Raw genomic sequence first — 15,329 nt, forward strand, 5'->3', positions numbered from 1 at the left:
TAACATCATGAAACAACAATGAAAATCGAACGTATCAATAGATGGTTTCGCCGGTTGGGCGAAAAGATCATCAGAGGACGATGGTGGGTTCTGGGAAGCTTCGTCCTCCTCGTAGCTATCGGCCTGAACGGAGCACGGTTTCTCAACATCAAAACATCGTGGGAAGACTATTTTCTCGAAGACGATCCACTGATCATACGGACCGAGGAGTTTAAGTCAATCTTTGGCAACGACAACTATGCAGCGGTGCTCGTCGAGTGTGACAACGTTTTTACCAAAAGCAACTTGGAGCTCATCAGACGCCTCTCCAATGAGATGCTTGACAGCATATCTTATGCCGACAAGATCACATCACTCACGGATATAGAGTTTATGGTGGGAAATGAGGATGGGATGACCATCGAGCAGATAGTACCCGAAGAGATCCCATCCGATCCGGAGAAACTCGAGGAGATACGCAAGAAGGCTTTTTTGAAACCTCACATCGCCCGACGACTCATCTCTCAGGACAAGAGATTGACATGGATTCTTTTGAAATTGAGACCCTTCCCCTCAGAATCAGAGTGGGGAAAGACAAGGGAGCGAATATCTCCGGAAGCCGTCACAGGTAGGGAACTCGAAAAGATCATAAAGAAAGCAGAGTACGCCCCCCTCAACCCTAAAGGAACAGGGATGCCATATCTGGCCGAGCGCAAGATCGTCTGGATCAATAAGGAAATACCGGTAGTCATGGGGATAGCAGTCATACTTGCCCTCATCGTATTGGCACTCTCGACTCGATCACTCAGAGGGACACTCGTACCTATCATCACTGCCATATCGTCCATCATCATGGCTTATGGCGTGACCGGATACCTACGACTGGAGATAGATAGTGGGATGATCATGATACCGATGCTCCTTGCCTTTGCTGTGGCGGTAGCATACAACATACATATCCACTCCTATTTCCGTAGGCAGATGAGACTGCATGGGAAGCGTAAACTGGCAGCGATAGAGACAATAGAAGAGACCGGCTGGCCCATACTCTTCAGCGCATTGACGACGTTTGCTGCACTCCTCTCATTTTTGGCAATTCCGGTAGTCCCTATGCACTTTGTGGGCATAGCGACCTCCTCCAGCGTGATGTTCTCCTTTCTCATCGCCATGATGGTAATGCCTACAACCCTTAGTATAGGCAAAGATAGAGCCCCCCAACAGCTCTCTCAACAAAATAAAAAGCACTGTATGGACAGGATGCTGGAAAACTTTGGAGCATGGGTACTGGCACACGAAAAGACAACATGGGCGATCGCCATAGCCATTACAGCTGTGATGATCTACGGATTTACCAAAATGGAGACGGCTTTTGATGTAGACAGGACCATGGGACGGAGGGTAGAGTATGTGCGCGACCTTATACATGTCGGAGAGAGTGAACTGGGCTCCCTTTATTCCTATGACATAATGGTAAACCTCCCCAATGAGGGAGATGCCAAACTCCCCGAACACCTAAAAGCTCTTGACCTTATCACACAAAAGGCAGATAGCTTCGCCCTCACAAAACGCACGACATCAATATTGAATATCCTCAAGGACCTCAACCAGACATTGCACAATGGAGAGGAAAAATACTACTCCATACCTGATGATGCCGACGAAATAGCCCAACAACTCTTATTGTATGAAAATGCTGGAGGGAGTGAAGTGGAAAACTGGATCGACTACGAGTATAAGCGCTTACGCCTGAATGTGGAACTACATCGCTACAATTCCGGAGAAGCCGAAGATGAGCTGAGGGAGATCACAGAATATGCTCAGGAAGTTTTCCCGACAGCGAAGATAACTCCTGTAGGAAGTTTACCTCAGTTCACTTCCATGATGCAGTATGTTGTACATGGGCAGATGTCGTCATTTTTGATTTCTTTGATCATCATCGGAATATTGATGATGATAGTCTTCGGCAGTGTCCGTGTAGGGCTTATCGGTCTGATACCTAACATCATGCCTGCAATTGTAGTAGGAGGTCTCATGGGTCTCTTAAATTACCCTCTTGATATGATGACTGCAACGATCATGCCTATGATATTAGGGTTGGCAGTAGACGACACAATACACTTCTTCAACCACGGCCACTTGGAATTTGACCGACAACGCAACTACCGACGCGCCATCCTCAAGTCATTCCGCATCGTAGGCACTCCTATCGTCCTTACCAGCCTGATTGTCTCTGCCAACTTTGCAGCCTATACTATATCCGAAGGATCCTCCTTCGTACACATGGGGATCCTGTCTGTAGCCGGTATGTTCACAGCCCTATTGGCAGACTTATGTATCACCCCTCTCCTATTCCGTCGCTTCAAGATCTTCGGAAAAGAGGGCGAAGTTATAGAGAAGTAAAAAATGAACTGATTAGAAAATGAGGCTATGAAAAAGATCCTAACAATAAGCATAATAGTGTCACTGCTTGCAGTAACAAATGGATTGGCACAAAGTGGACGTGACATCATGCAAATGGTCAAAGACCGCCCCGATGGGGACACTCGTCAGTCCGAGATGACGATGAAACTCATCAACAAGAGAGGCAGCGTGCGGGAACGCAAACTCATATCCTACTCCACTGATGTAGGCAAGGGTAAGAAAGATCGCAAGACAATCATGTTTTTTCTCTATCCCGGCGATGTCAAAGGTACAGGCTTCCTCACTTGGGATTATGACGAAATCGGCAAAGATGATGACAAGTGGCTCTACCTCCCTGCGATGAAAAAGACCCGACGTATCAGTGGCTCCTCTGCCCAAAAGGACTACTTCATGGGCAGTGACTTTACCTATGATGATATGGGTAGCCGCAACGTCGACGAAGACACTCACAATCTGCTCGGTGAGGAGATCATAGATGGTCAAAAGTGCTGGAAAATCGAGTCGATATCCAAAGACAAGCGAGATGTCTTTTCACGCAAGATCGCCTGGATACGCCAAGACTGCCATCTACCCGTCAAGGTAGAGTACTACGACAAGATGGATAAGCTACACCGTAGACTTGTACTATCAGATATCAAGAAGATCGATGGTTTTTGGACAGCACAAAGGATGCAGATGTCTAACGAACAGTCAGAACACAAAACCATCTTGGAGTTTTCCAACACAAAGTTCAACATCCCCGTGGATGAGTCAAAGTTCAGCGTAAGTACCCTCGAAAAAGGAAGTTTATGAATACGCACATAAAAAAAACTCTGCTCATCCTCCTAAGTGGCATGATGGCGTCATCACTCGGAGCATGGGCACAAGAGGACAACCCTCCTCCCATCGAGGTCAAAGGTTTTGTGGATACCTACCAGGCTTTCCGTAGTACTTCTCCGTTCAACTTCATGAGTTCGCGCTCCACAGTGCGCACAGAGATAAAGAAACGCTTTGGGACTTCACAAGTCAATGTTTCGCTCAATCTTGTCCACAATGCTTTGTTCAAGGAAGGAAACATCCTGCACCTGCGTGAAGCTTACTTTGAACATCGAGAGAAAAACTGGAGTCTGTCCGCCGGGCGTCAGCTGATCATCTGGGGTGTAGCCGATGGTATACGCATCACAGATCACATCTCACCGATGGATCTCACCGAATTCCTCGCACAAGACTATGATGATATCCGTATGCCGGTCAATGCCTTGAGACTGATGGTGTTCAATGACAAGGTACAGTTTGAAGCTGTTGTCGTTCCGACCTTTGAGGGTCACAAGTTACCCTCGGATGAGCGAAATCCCTGGTATCCATTCTCTCAGTTGCATCAAATCCCGGGTATTGCGGTCACGTGGGATCATAGTGTAGGTAAACCGGCGATGAAGATCAACAACATAGAATATGGTGGTCGTCTGAACTTCACCCTCCCAGGTATAGACTTCTCTATCTCGGCCCTCCATACTTGGAATAAAATGCCTGTCATCGAGCAGCAATGGATCAATCCCAAAGAAGTCAAGGTGATACCACGTCACTATCGCATGGGATTTGTCGGAGGAAATGTATCGATCCCGATCGGGCAACTGGTACTCAGAGGGGAAGCGGCATGGAACATAGACAAACACTTCACCTACAAGTCCACCGAAGCACAAAGGGGATTCAACTCCCTCAATTGGCTTTTAGGACTCGACTGGTATGCTCCCAACGAATGGATGATATCGGGACAATTTTCATCCGAAAACATCTTCGACTACAAGCCCTATATCAACCAAGAGCGCAACACCTCCCTACTCACTCTGAATATCTCCAAAAATCTCCTCGGCAATACCCTGCGCCTCTCCGACTTTGTTTACTATGACATCATCAGTCAGGGCTGGTTCAGCCGTTTCACTGCCGATTATGCTTTGAGCGATCAGATACACCTCTTGGCCGGATACGATTGGATAGGAAGTAAAAAAGGAGGGATCTTTACCTCATACAAGAACAACTCCGAGTTTTGGTTCAGGTTCCGATACAGTTTCTGATCTTTTATAACTCAATATCTTCCCCAAAGCATTGAAAAAGATCAGACATAGCAAAGCATCTCTAACTTTATTTAAACTTAAGCCCCCTGATCAGACGGACTGTCAGGGGGCTTAAGTTTTCCATTCAGGTGTTCTTGACACAGCATCTCCAAAACCATTCCAAATTCTCCCCAATTCAGACGTCCATCGAGAGATAATATACCGGCATCCGAAATATCTTATCATCAAGCATCTTGATATGCCCTAAAAAGGTTGTCAAGGTAGGCACATCGATTTTGAAGGTTGTACATCTTTTTGAGAAAAACTCTACTGCGCTTGATCATTCTCACACAGGCTCGAAGGGAGTGGCACCAAACACCGAATTTAATATACCTTGCTTTAGGGATTAATTTTGTTTAAAATACCGACATTAGAGTATTTCAGAGGGTAGGCTTATTCTTTACTTTTGCAATGTCAAAATGACAACATAAAGGAACCGCATTTTGAAATTATTACAAATAAATAACAACACTATTACATCATGAAGAAGCTATTCAAGACTCTCAGTATTACACTCCTTATGAGTGTCACGTTCTTGGCAACATCCTGCTCTAAGAAGAACAATAACGGACCGGATGTCCCACCTCCAACACCCGATGGAGTACAAAAAGTAGAGTATATCGATGCCAGCTCTTACGAAAAGTGGACTTATTTCTCCTTTGCGACCGGTAAGGTTGTTGAAGTATCGGATCCTAAAAGCAGTATGGATTGGGATGTTGCTTTTCACAGAGGGGAGATCAGAGTAAATGGTCCTCAAAATTTTAGTGGGAAAGCCGGGGTCTTTATGACAGAGGGTACAGATTTCAATGCAACAATAGACACAAAGACCATTGATTTTAAGGCGAATGTCGAAGCACTGCTCCAAGTAGAGCATGGTATGAAAGCGGCTCAGGAAAAGCGCCAACCAAAAACAGAAAAACAATTCTATGTATTCGTAGGAGAGAAAGTAAATAGTTACACATTCTTCGCGTACAACAAGAACTCTCAAATGGGAGATGTAAAGAATATGTACCCTATCAATAATAAGATCTTCATATTTAAGGGTGCTGATGGAAAGAGCGTATATAAACTACAAATAAAAGGCTCTATCGATGCTGAAGGAAGAAAATCAGGATTCCTATCTTTCATTTACCAAAAGATCTAATAACAACATACACACAAAATTCGTAGAGGCATGAGAGCAAAATACTGCCTAACCTTATTGGTGGTGCTCACATCTCTGTTGTATACCGCACCTTCTTTCGCCTCGGCGGAGGGAGGTGATGGTCATATAAGAGGCAGGGTCATCAGCGAACATGGACACAAACCAATAGCCGATGCCATAGTAGAGCTTATAGCAGGGCAAAAAGTGCTATACAACAGTCAGACCGACAGAAACGGGAAATTCACCCTGCCACTCGACCGGACCAATAGCAAACGTAAACACTTTGTGTTACGGATATCACACATATCGCACGAGACCTATATCATGAGGGTCGAACGCGCCGTAAGGGATGTCGAGCTACCGGATATCATAATGAAAGAATGGGCAACGGACTTGAGCGAATGTGTGGTCACATCCACCCGTACGCAGCGTCATCATAAGGATGTCCCCATACCGACGCAGGTTATCACAAAGGCTCAGATAGATAGGATCGCTCCGACATCGATGAAAGACGTGTTGCTCTACTCCATACCGGGCATAGAGTTTCACCAACACGGAGGTATCACACACATCACCATGCAAGGGTACAGTGCGGACTACATCACATTCCTCATCGATGGAGAAGAGGTGGCAGGGCTTAAGAGTGGAAGCATAGATTTGACTCGACTCAGCCCCGAAAACATCGAACGTGTGGAGGTGATCAAAGGAGCAGGCTCTGCCCTCTATGGCTCCAATGCAATAGCAGGAGTCATCAATATCATAACCCGACAGTATGACAAACCCGTCTCGATGGGTGTCTCACAAGGGTACAGCGAAAGAGGAGGATGGACAAGTCATGCACAAGTCGGGGTCAAAAACAAGTACTTCAGCAACTCCCTCTCCGGCTCTTATGACAGAGAAGGAGGGTATACACTGAAGAACAAGGACGAATCCTCTGAGCTCAAAGTCATACAGAATGACATCCAAAGGATCGGCAACAGATTTAAGTTTACACCCAATGATTTTGTTTCGATAGGTCTTGACGTAAACTACTCTCGCCGCAGACAGTACTTGGATGAGTTCAAAAACGACATCTACGACTACCTGACCAACAGCCTCAAAATGGGATGGCAGTCAAGTCCGGTCTATCGCATCAGCCTTCTCTATAACGGTGACATATCTTGGCGCAATCGTGAATACATAAAGACCGGCAGGGAAGAGATACAACACCGCAATTTTGTCAATGTGCTTCGTCTCCAACATGACTTGCATCTTGGAGAGGGCAATGATATCAACTTCGGTGCTGAAGGACATCTTGAGACCATGCTGTCAAGTCAGATCAACTCGGCAGAGGAGACAAAAAGCATCAAGTATGGTGTACTCTTCGCTCAGCACTTATGGCAGGTACATAAAAACCTAAACTTGCTCTATGGTGCTCGTGCCGACTATCACTCCAACTACGGTCTTCACCTGTCTCCGAAAGCCACACTGTCCTACAAAGTTCATGACTTCACCCTCAGAGGCGGATACGCAAGGGCTTTCAAGTCTCCTACCGTGATGGAACTTTACTTCAACTGGAGTCACCAAGGGATGTTCGACATCATCGGGAACCCCGATTTGAAACCGGAGACAGCAAACCAGTTTTTGAGCAACATCGAATGGAGCAAGGCCGGAGTAACCCTTTCTGCAGGCATCACCCACACGATATTCAAAGACCGCATCACAATGCAACAAGATGAGAAGGGAGACCAACAACATGTCAATCTTGATGGAACAACAAGGATGACTGTCGTGGATGCAAATGCTACTTGGAGACTCTGTAACGGATTAACTCTCTTTGGCTCATATACGTTCACACATGACCCTAAATACAGGGAAATCAACGGCAGGAGAGTCGACCTCAACAATACTCGGGCGCACAACCTCCTTCTCAAATTAGATGGTTACAAGTCATGGAATGATAAGTGGAGCAGCGCAGTGACACTCATAGGACAATATCTGTCAGGAATAGAAATAAATACTGTATCAAAGGAAGCGGATGACTCATTGGTCATAAAGACACAAAACTATGACGGTTATCCGATGTTCCGAATGACAGGCAGCATCAGCTTCGATCGAAAGATGACCTTCTCAGCGGGAGTAGACAACTTATTGAACTACAAGGCTAAAAACCTTGGACTTCAAAATGCGTCTCTCACCCCGGGGCGTATATTCTTTGGAAAACTGACTTTTCAACTATAAAACCAAATAAATACGTAAAATCACTATGAAGAGACGTAATCTCACAATCATAGCCGTAGGCGCCCTCGTTGTCGTGGGCGCCCTACTGCTATTATGGAACAAGCTCGGATCGACGACCCAAGTGGCACTCGTCAACTTCCCGGCATTCCAAAGTTCGGCAATAGTCAAGTCTAATCAGAATGAACATGTCGAATACAAAGTTTTAAGCGTAAATGAGTTTAACGGAAGTAAGTCGTATGACTTTGTACTTGTATCCGGGATGGGGCTCAAGATCGATGAAAATCAAAGAGCTGCAATCCAAAAATATGCAGACAAAGGACACCCGATAAAGATCATCCGTGTCACCAATCCTGCCAACAACATCTGTAACCTTGACTCTATCACCGAGTCTACGGTCATGGACTATCTCAACAATGGCAACAGGAAAAACTATGTCTCCATGGCCAACTATATCCGTAAGTATATAGACAAGAAGACATTCTTTGCTCCGGAGCCTAACGAGGTGATACCATCAGAATCGGAAGTTTTCTATCATCTCGATGAAGAGGTAGCCATCAAGGGAAAAGACGAGTTTGACGCTTACCTGAAAAAGATCGGACACTATCACGAAGGTGCTCCTCGGATCGCTGTCACAGGTGCGATCAACGACCCCTACAGCGGCAATAAAGCAAACCTCGATAGTATGATCGTTGCACTCAACCAAAAAGGCTTCAACGTCTACCCTATCCTTTCGGGACAAGGTCGTTTGGCATTTTTGAATGCGGTACAACCCCAGGCTATCATCTACTTCCCCCATGGACGGATGTCAGGAGGCACAGGAGATCAGGTAGTAGAAGCATTGAAGCGTTATGATGCACCTCTTTTCATCCCACTCACGGTAATGACATCAAGAGAGAAGTGGGTCAATGATCCTATGGGTATGTATGGAGGTTTCATGTCTCAAAGTCTTGTGATGCCTGAGCTTGACGGTGCGATATACCCTTATGTCGTCAATACTCAGGAAGAAAATGCAGAGGGTATTGTAGAGACAGTGGCGGATCCGGTACGTCTACATAAGTTTGTGGAAATACTCTCCAAGACCGTTGCTCTCCAAAGTAAGCCAAACAAGGATAAGAAGTTGGCTATCTACTACTTCAAAGGCCCCGGACAAAATGGTCTTGCAGCACAAGGTATAGAGGTAGTGCCTTCACTATACAATGTCCTTAAGAGACTCAAGAGCGAAGGGTATACGATCAATCTCCCTGCGTCTGCTGACGAACTATTCCGCCTCATCATGAAGCACGGACCTGTCCTCAACGAATTCACGGAAGGTGCTATCGAAGACTTCATGAAGCAGGCATCTCCTCTACAAGTAGATGCAGAAGAGTACGACAAGTGGCTCAAGAGAGGACTCACTCCTGAAAAGTACAACGAGCTCATAGAAAAGTTCGGACCTGCTCCGGGTGAGTACATGAGCGGAGTCAAAGACGGACGCCCATTCATCTCTATCGCTGCTGTTGATCTCGGCAATGTGGTACTTCTGCCCCAACCTATGGCAGGTATCGGAGGAGACTCCTTTGCTATCGTTCACGGTGCAAATTCTGCGCCTCCTCACCCATACGTGGCTGCATACCTGTGGGCAAAGGAAGCATTCCATGCCGATGCGATGATGCACTTCGGCACACACGGCAGTTTGGAGTTCACACCACAGAAACAAGTCGCTTTGGGAGACTCTGACTGGCCCGATGCTCTTGTAGGCACTACTCCACACTTCTACTACTACACTATCGCCAACGTAGGAGAGTCGATGATGGCCAAGCGTCGTTCATACGCCACCACTATAAGTTACCTCAACCCTCCGTTTGAGGAGAGCCGTATGCGTGCCAGCTTCGATAAGCTCCGCCGTGACATGATCTCTTACGAAAAGGCAGATAGGGAGGATATCAAGACCAAGTTCGCCCTCGATGTCAAGCGCGAAGCCATCCGCATGGGTATCCACAGAGAGTTGAGACTCGACAGTATCCTCACCAAGCCTTATACCGATGAAGAAATGTTGAGGCTTGACAACTTTGCAGAAGAAATCGCCAACGAAAAGATCAGTACCATCCTCTACGTGACCGGTGTACCTTACACGGTAGATAAGATCAAGTCCAGTGTCATCGCCATGAGCAGCGACCCTATAGGTTACAGCAAGGCCGCCCTTGATCGTATGACGGGCAAACTTTCCGAAGAAAACTTCCGCAGACAACCATACATGACAGAGCACTACCTTGCTCCGGCAAAGAGACTTGTCAATGAGATCCTCAACGGCAAAAAGATCGACTCTGCATTTGTCTGCTCTTTCGCAGGCATCACCATCGAACAACTTCGTGAAGCAGCCGAGATCACCAAACCAAAGCTCACAGGCATGGCAGCCATGATGGAGGCTATGCAGGGTCGTGCCAATATAGAACTCAGTGCAGATGGCTCAGCAGGCGGAGGACATCCCGCAGGTATGCCTAAGGGCAAGAAGAAAAACGGTCATCCATCATGGATACCTAAGTTTGGCAAGAAGCCTGACCACGTAGGTAAATCAGAAGAAAAGCAAGGCGGTCACCCCGCAGATATGCCCAAGGACTCGACACAGATGAAAGGCGGTCATCCCGGCATGCCTCACAACGACCTCACTCCCGAAAAGAAAGCCAAGGCAGACGCCATCATGGAGATTGCTCGCACACTCTTCAATGTCAATCGCTACCGGACAGGTTTGGCACAGAGTCCGGAGTTTGAGCTCTCAGGCATCGTCCATGCCCTCAACGGCGGTTATATAGCACCCACATCAGGAGGAGATGCCGTGGCCAATCCATCTGCTATCCCGACAGGTCGCAACCTATACAGTATCAATGCCGAAGTGACTCCTACCGAGTTGGCATGGGAAAAAGGTAAGAGACTTGCCGAAAGCACACTTGAGACATATGTCAAGAAGCATGGAGAATATCCTAAGAAAGTGAGCTACACCTTCTGGAGTAGCGAATTTATCGAAACCGGAGGAGCGACGATAGCCCAGGTCTTCTACATACTCGGTGTCGAGCCTGTCAGAGACGTCATGGGACGTGTGAGCGATGTCCGTCTCATACCTTCCGAAGAGCTCGGTCGTCCACGTGTCGATGTCTTGGTGCAGACTTCAGGACAGTTCAGAGACCTTGCAGCATCGCGTCTCAACCTCATCTCCAAGGCAGTCTCTCTCGCAGCTGCAGCAGGAGCAGAAGAAAAGCACACCAACTTTGTCCACGAAGGTAACGTGAATATCGAAAAACGCCTTGTCGAAGAAGGCCTTTCGCCCAAAGATGCTCGCGAGTGGGCAAACGTACGCGTCTTCGGAGGCATCAATGGTATGTACGGCACAGGCATCCAAGAGATGATGAAAGCCGGAGACAAGTGGGAAGATCGTGCAGAGATCGCCGAAGTTTACCTCAACAACATGGGGGCGGCATACGCATCGACAGAAAACTGGGGAGCTGTGGCCAAAGGCCTCTTCCGTGCAGCGGTCGAAAACACCGATGTCATCATCCAGCCACGTCAGAGCAACACATGGGGTGCTCTCAGCCTAGACCACGTGTTTGAGTTTATGGGTGGTCTCAACCTCACCATAGCTCAAGTCACAGGTAAAGAACCCGAAGCCCTCTTTGCCGACTACCGCAACCGCAACAATGTCAAGATGCAGGATCTCAAGGAAGCCATCGGTATCGAGAGCCGCAGCACGATCCTCAACCCTTACTTTGTCAAGGAGGCTACCAAGGGTGGCAATACAAAAGCCGGCGGTATAGCCGAAATCATCGAGAACACCTACGGATGGGAAGTATCCAAGCCCGAAGTCATCGACGACGAACTATGGGACAACATCCATGACATGTGGATCGAGGACACCCAGAACCTCGGCACCAAAGAATTCTTCAGCAAAGTGAACCCCGCTGCTCTCGAACAGATCACAGCAGTGATGCTTGAGACCGTACGTAAGGGTATGTGGAATGCGTCACCTGAGCGTGTACAGAAGCTCGTCGAAGTCCACAACAAAGTCGTACAAGATCATGGGCCATCGGGCGCAGGTTTTGCGGCATCCAACCAAAAGCTCCGCGACTTCATCACCCAAAAGCTTTCTCCTGAGCAGGCCGAACTCTACAACAAGCAGATGGACAATACCCTCAAGAGTGTAGAGAAGAGTGATGACAAGAGTATCGTCCTCAAGGAAGACAAAACGGTATCGCAGCAAAACCAAAAGATGATCAAGGCCGAAGACGACACATCCAAGGCATGGTACATCGGTATAGGAGTGGCGGTGCTCATCCTATTGGTGCTCGGTATCATCGGACTCCGCAAGAGGAACAAGCGTCTCGAAGACTAATGCAGGACTCCTTGTATAATATATTACTACCATGACTCAAAGCCTGTCGGAGAAGGACCGGAGGTGAGGATTTACCCCACCCGAGATCTTTCCGACAGGCTTGAGCCTTGGATCAAGGGATAAAGATCTGCGGGAGCATCGCTTATGAGAAAGGACAGACATCTCTATCGATGCTCCTACATCTTTCCCCTGATAATGTCCGAAAAAGGTTGTCTAACTTGATTCATCAAGGTAGTGAACTTGTGATCACAAGTTGTCTAACTTAATTTGTCACCTTCTTTATCTTTTCTTTTGAGAAAGCAAGAAGCCGGACAGACCTCTTTCACTCATACAGATGATTTATACCATATCTATCAATCCAAGATGATTACACTTGTTTACATCGTTATGCTCCTCTGTATCTTGGCAGTCTCGGCAAAACTAAGCCTCTTAGACTTCAAGACGAGCGTAGTGTACGGTATCCTGTTCCTGATCTTTTCATGGTTGGCGATGCCATATGCTATCACGAGCAGTCGCAACGAGATAGCGAGTTATCTCTCATCGTACGAAGCACGACAGTATGTCGCCATATTGGTAACAGTGGAATGCGCCATAGCCATAGCCTTTGCATTCAGGAAGTGGCACACGACAGCCAAAGATCCTGAGAGGGAAAGCCGTTGGCACAAGATCAAGACAAGACTTGCCACCCCACTATGGTGGATACAGAAGTACTATGTGTCATTGCTCATACTACCTACCCTCTTTTTCATCCAGACTCAAGTCATCTACGCCCTGCCCGGAGTAGACTTCAAGATCTCGGCACTCATTGTAGGCGTGGGAGCTCTGCTCTTCGTCCCCTTCATGTCGCAGCTCTTCAAGTGGACGCTTCCTCTGCGCAATATGCGTGAGGAACTTGTACTCTCGCTATCTATTCTGCTATGCCTCTCGGCACTATTTTCGACGAATACCGAAGAGATGCTCTTTGCACCTTCACAGACAACTTCGTCACCTTTCATGGCCTATCTCCTTGCTTTGATAGTCTTCTTGATATTCTTCGGAGTAGGACTGCTTTTTGAACTGAGAAAGAAATACAAAACATCAAAACGTCACAGATAACACAACATAACACCTATGGAACTTATATCCAAAATCCTCTTTGGCATCGCCAACAGCCTCCTCATCCCGGACATCATTCTTCTCATTGTCCTTTTCATCAGGGCAATCATGTTGGCAGGATCTTTTTACGGACAGTTCATCACCAACCGTAAAAATATGGCCAAGCTACAGCCGATCATAGACAAACTGAAAGACCATGACACCCAAGAACTCATAGATCTCTTGCCCCGACGCAACAATGCACCGGTCATCCCATACATGAGGGACATCCTCGAACATGGAGGGGACGAAGACTTCGCAGAGTACACCATCTCCAACTTTGAGATCGTTGTCACCAAAGATCTCTCCGTAAGCCGCCTGCTCGCAAAGATGGGACCTGTCCTCGGACTTGTGGGTACACTCATCGCGATGAGTCCCGCCCTTGTAGGACTTTCGACAGGAGACATCGGAGCCATGGCTTACAACATGCAAGTCGTATTTGCCACCACAGTCGTGGGTCTTGTCATCAGTGCGGTAGGACTCATCACGCTCCAATACAAGCAGAGATGGTATGCCAAGGACGTCAACAACCTGCTCTATATCTCACGCGTGCTGCAACAACGTAAGGCCAACTAACATCTTCTCTACGTCATGGAAGAAAAAAATCATATCACTTCACCTACCCAACCATCTGAGGACAAGCAAAACAAGCCCCTTCGCCGTCCCCGTCGCAAGTCCATCTTGAGCGGAGACAGTGACGAAGATCCGCTTAGTGTTATCGTCAATATGTTTGACGTGGCGATGGTCTTTGCCGTATCCCTCATGGTCGCCATGGTCATGCACATGAACATGACAGAGATATTTGGGAAAGAAGACTTCACCATCGTGAAGAACCCCGGAAAAGACAACATGGAGATCATCACCAAAGAGGGTAAGGAGATCAAAAAGTTTACACCAAAAGAGGAACAGAACAATTCGTCCAAGAGCAAGGGTAAACGAGTAGGTATTGCATACGAACTCGAAAACGGAGAAATCATATACGTACCTGAGAACTAATTTTCAGCAGACAAAAGAAAGAGCGGGTTTATCACCAAAAAGCCCGCTCTTTGTTCTGAAATACAACCTTCTAACCCTATTTCCTTGCAAATTATTGTTTATAAACGGTAAGAATATAGCAGATTTGATGCAATCAACCGAAATTATAAATATATTTGCGAGTAGGAGGTTACATCATATGGACAAGGCATTCTCAATATTTCGTACGCTCATAACCTCAATATCAGGGTCAGGTGAGGGCAGAAGAAAGGGTAAAAGATTACTCTTCCTGCTTTTCCTTTTGATGTTTGGGATGCCTGCTTTGGCTCAAGAAACCAACAGTGAGCCTCCAGTCAAACGGGGATATATCGTCAACGCAGAGATAGAGAAAGGGGTAACGATCCCGGTAATTCATCTTCGCCCGTTGTACGTATTCGCACCGCTACAGTTCAACAGCGAAAAAGAACGCCTTGAGTATCTACGCCTCATAAGGGATGTCAAAAAGACTCTGCCATATGCACGTATCATCACATCGACGATGAAAGAGACATACGAGTATATAGAGACTCTACCGACAGAGAAAGAGCGCATGGATCATCTCAAACGCATGGAAAAGGAACTGTACAAGCAATACTTCCCGGAGATGAAAAAACTGACATTGAGACAAGGAAAACTTCTTATCAAACTCATCGATCGTCAGAGCGGTTCATCAGGGTTTGAACTCGTAGAGGCATTCTTAGGTAGTTTCTCTGCCAATGTCTGGAACATCTTTGCCGGAATCTTTGGAGCAAGCCTCAAAAGTGGTTACGATCCGCAGAACAAGGACGCACTCACCGAACGAGTAGTGATCATGGTCGAAAATGGGATGGTCTGATAGAGCTACATCAAGAATAAAAAGAGCGCCGCGAAAGGATTACTATCTTTCGCGGCGCTCTTTTTATCTGACAAATTTTGATACTGTCCTAAAAAAGTGTGTAAGCCCCATTAGTCCTTAACTTTGAGGTAA

The 15,329-nt window shown here is 46.9% G+C and carries 10 protein-coding genes; all 10 read left to right on the forward strand.

Annotated elements, in window-relative coordinates:
- The first annotated feature begins 18 nt into the window (after positions 1–18).
- Positions 19–2,379, forward strand: a complete 2,361-nt coding sequence (locus Q4A14_RS05365; protein WP_303170493.1) for an RND family transporter — start codon at positions 19–21, stop codon at positions 2,377–2,379.
- Positions 2,380–2,406: 27 nt separating this feature from the next.
- Positions 2,407–3,192, forward strand: a complete 786-nt coding sequence (locus Q4A14_RS05370) for an outer membrane lipoprotein-sorting protein (RefSeq protein WP_303170495.1) — start codon at positions 2,407–2,409, stop codon at positions 3,190–3,192.
- A gap of 41 nt (positions 3,193–3,233) precedes the next feature.
- Positions 3,234–4,451 (forward strand): DUF1302 family protein, encoded by a 1,218-nt coding sequence (locus Q4A14_RS05375; RefSeq protein WP_303170506.1) that lies wholly within the window; start codon positions 3,234–3,236, stop codon positions 4,449–4,451.
- A 520-nt stretch (positions 4,452–4,971) separates the two neighbouring features.
- On the forward strand, positions 4,972–5,634 hold the full coding sequence (locus tag Q4A14_RS05380; protein WP_303170496.1) for an HmuY family protein: 663 nt from the start codon (positions 4,972–4,974) through the stop codon (positions 5,632–5,634).
- Between the two features lie 30 nt (positions 5,635–5,664).
- A complete protein-coding gene (locus Q4A14_RS05385) occupies positions 5,665–7,854 on the forward strand; it encodes a TonB-dependent receptor (RefSeq protein ID WP_303170498.1) in 2,190 nt (729 codons plus the stop codon).
- Positions 7,855–7,879: 25 nt separating this feature from the next.
- The gene (locus Q4A14_RS05390) at positions 7,880–12,214 is read left to right on the forward strand and encodes a cobaltochelatase subunit CobN (RefSeq protein WP_303170500.1); all 4,335 of its coding nucleotides are present in this window, start codon (positions 7,880–7,882) and stop codon (positions 12,212–12,214) included.
- Between the two features lie 363 nt (positions 12,215–12,577).
- The gene (locus tag Q4A14_RS05395) at positions 12,578–13,309 is read left to right on the forward strand and encodes a hypothetical protein (protein WP_303170501.1); all 732 of its coding nucleotides are present in this window, start codon (positions 12,578–12,580) and stop codon (positions 13,307–13,309) included.
- A 15-nt stretch (positions 13,310–13,324) separates the two neighbouring features.
- The gene (locus Q4A14_RS05400) at positions 13,325–13,924 is read left to right on the forward strand and encodes a MotA/TolQ/ExbB proton channel family protein (RefSeq protein WP_303170502.1); all 600 of its coding nucleotides are present in this window, start codon (positions 13,325–13,327) and stop codon (positions 13,922–13,924) included.
- A 15-nt stretch (positions 13,925–13,939) separates the two neighbouring features.
- Entirely contained in the window at positions 13,940–14,344 is a 405-nt protein-coding gene (locus Q4A14_RS05405; RefSeq protein WP_303170503.1) for a DUF2149 domain-containing protein, read from the forward strand.
- 178 nt (positions 14,345–14,522) lie between these two features.
- Positions 14,523–15,197, forward strand: a complete 675-nt coding sequence (locus tag Q4A14_RS05410; RefSeq protein WP_303170504.1) for a DUF4294 domain-containing protein — start codon at positions 14,523–14,525, stop codon at positions 15,195–15,197.
- Positions 15,198–15,329: the final 132 nt, after the last annotated feature.

It is taken from the genome of Porphyromonas sp., assembly GCF_030529325.1.
Taxonomy (GTDB): Bacteria; Bacteroidota; Bacteroidia; order Bacteroidales; family Porphyromonadaceae; genus Porphyromonas_A.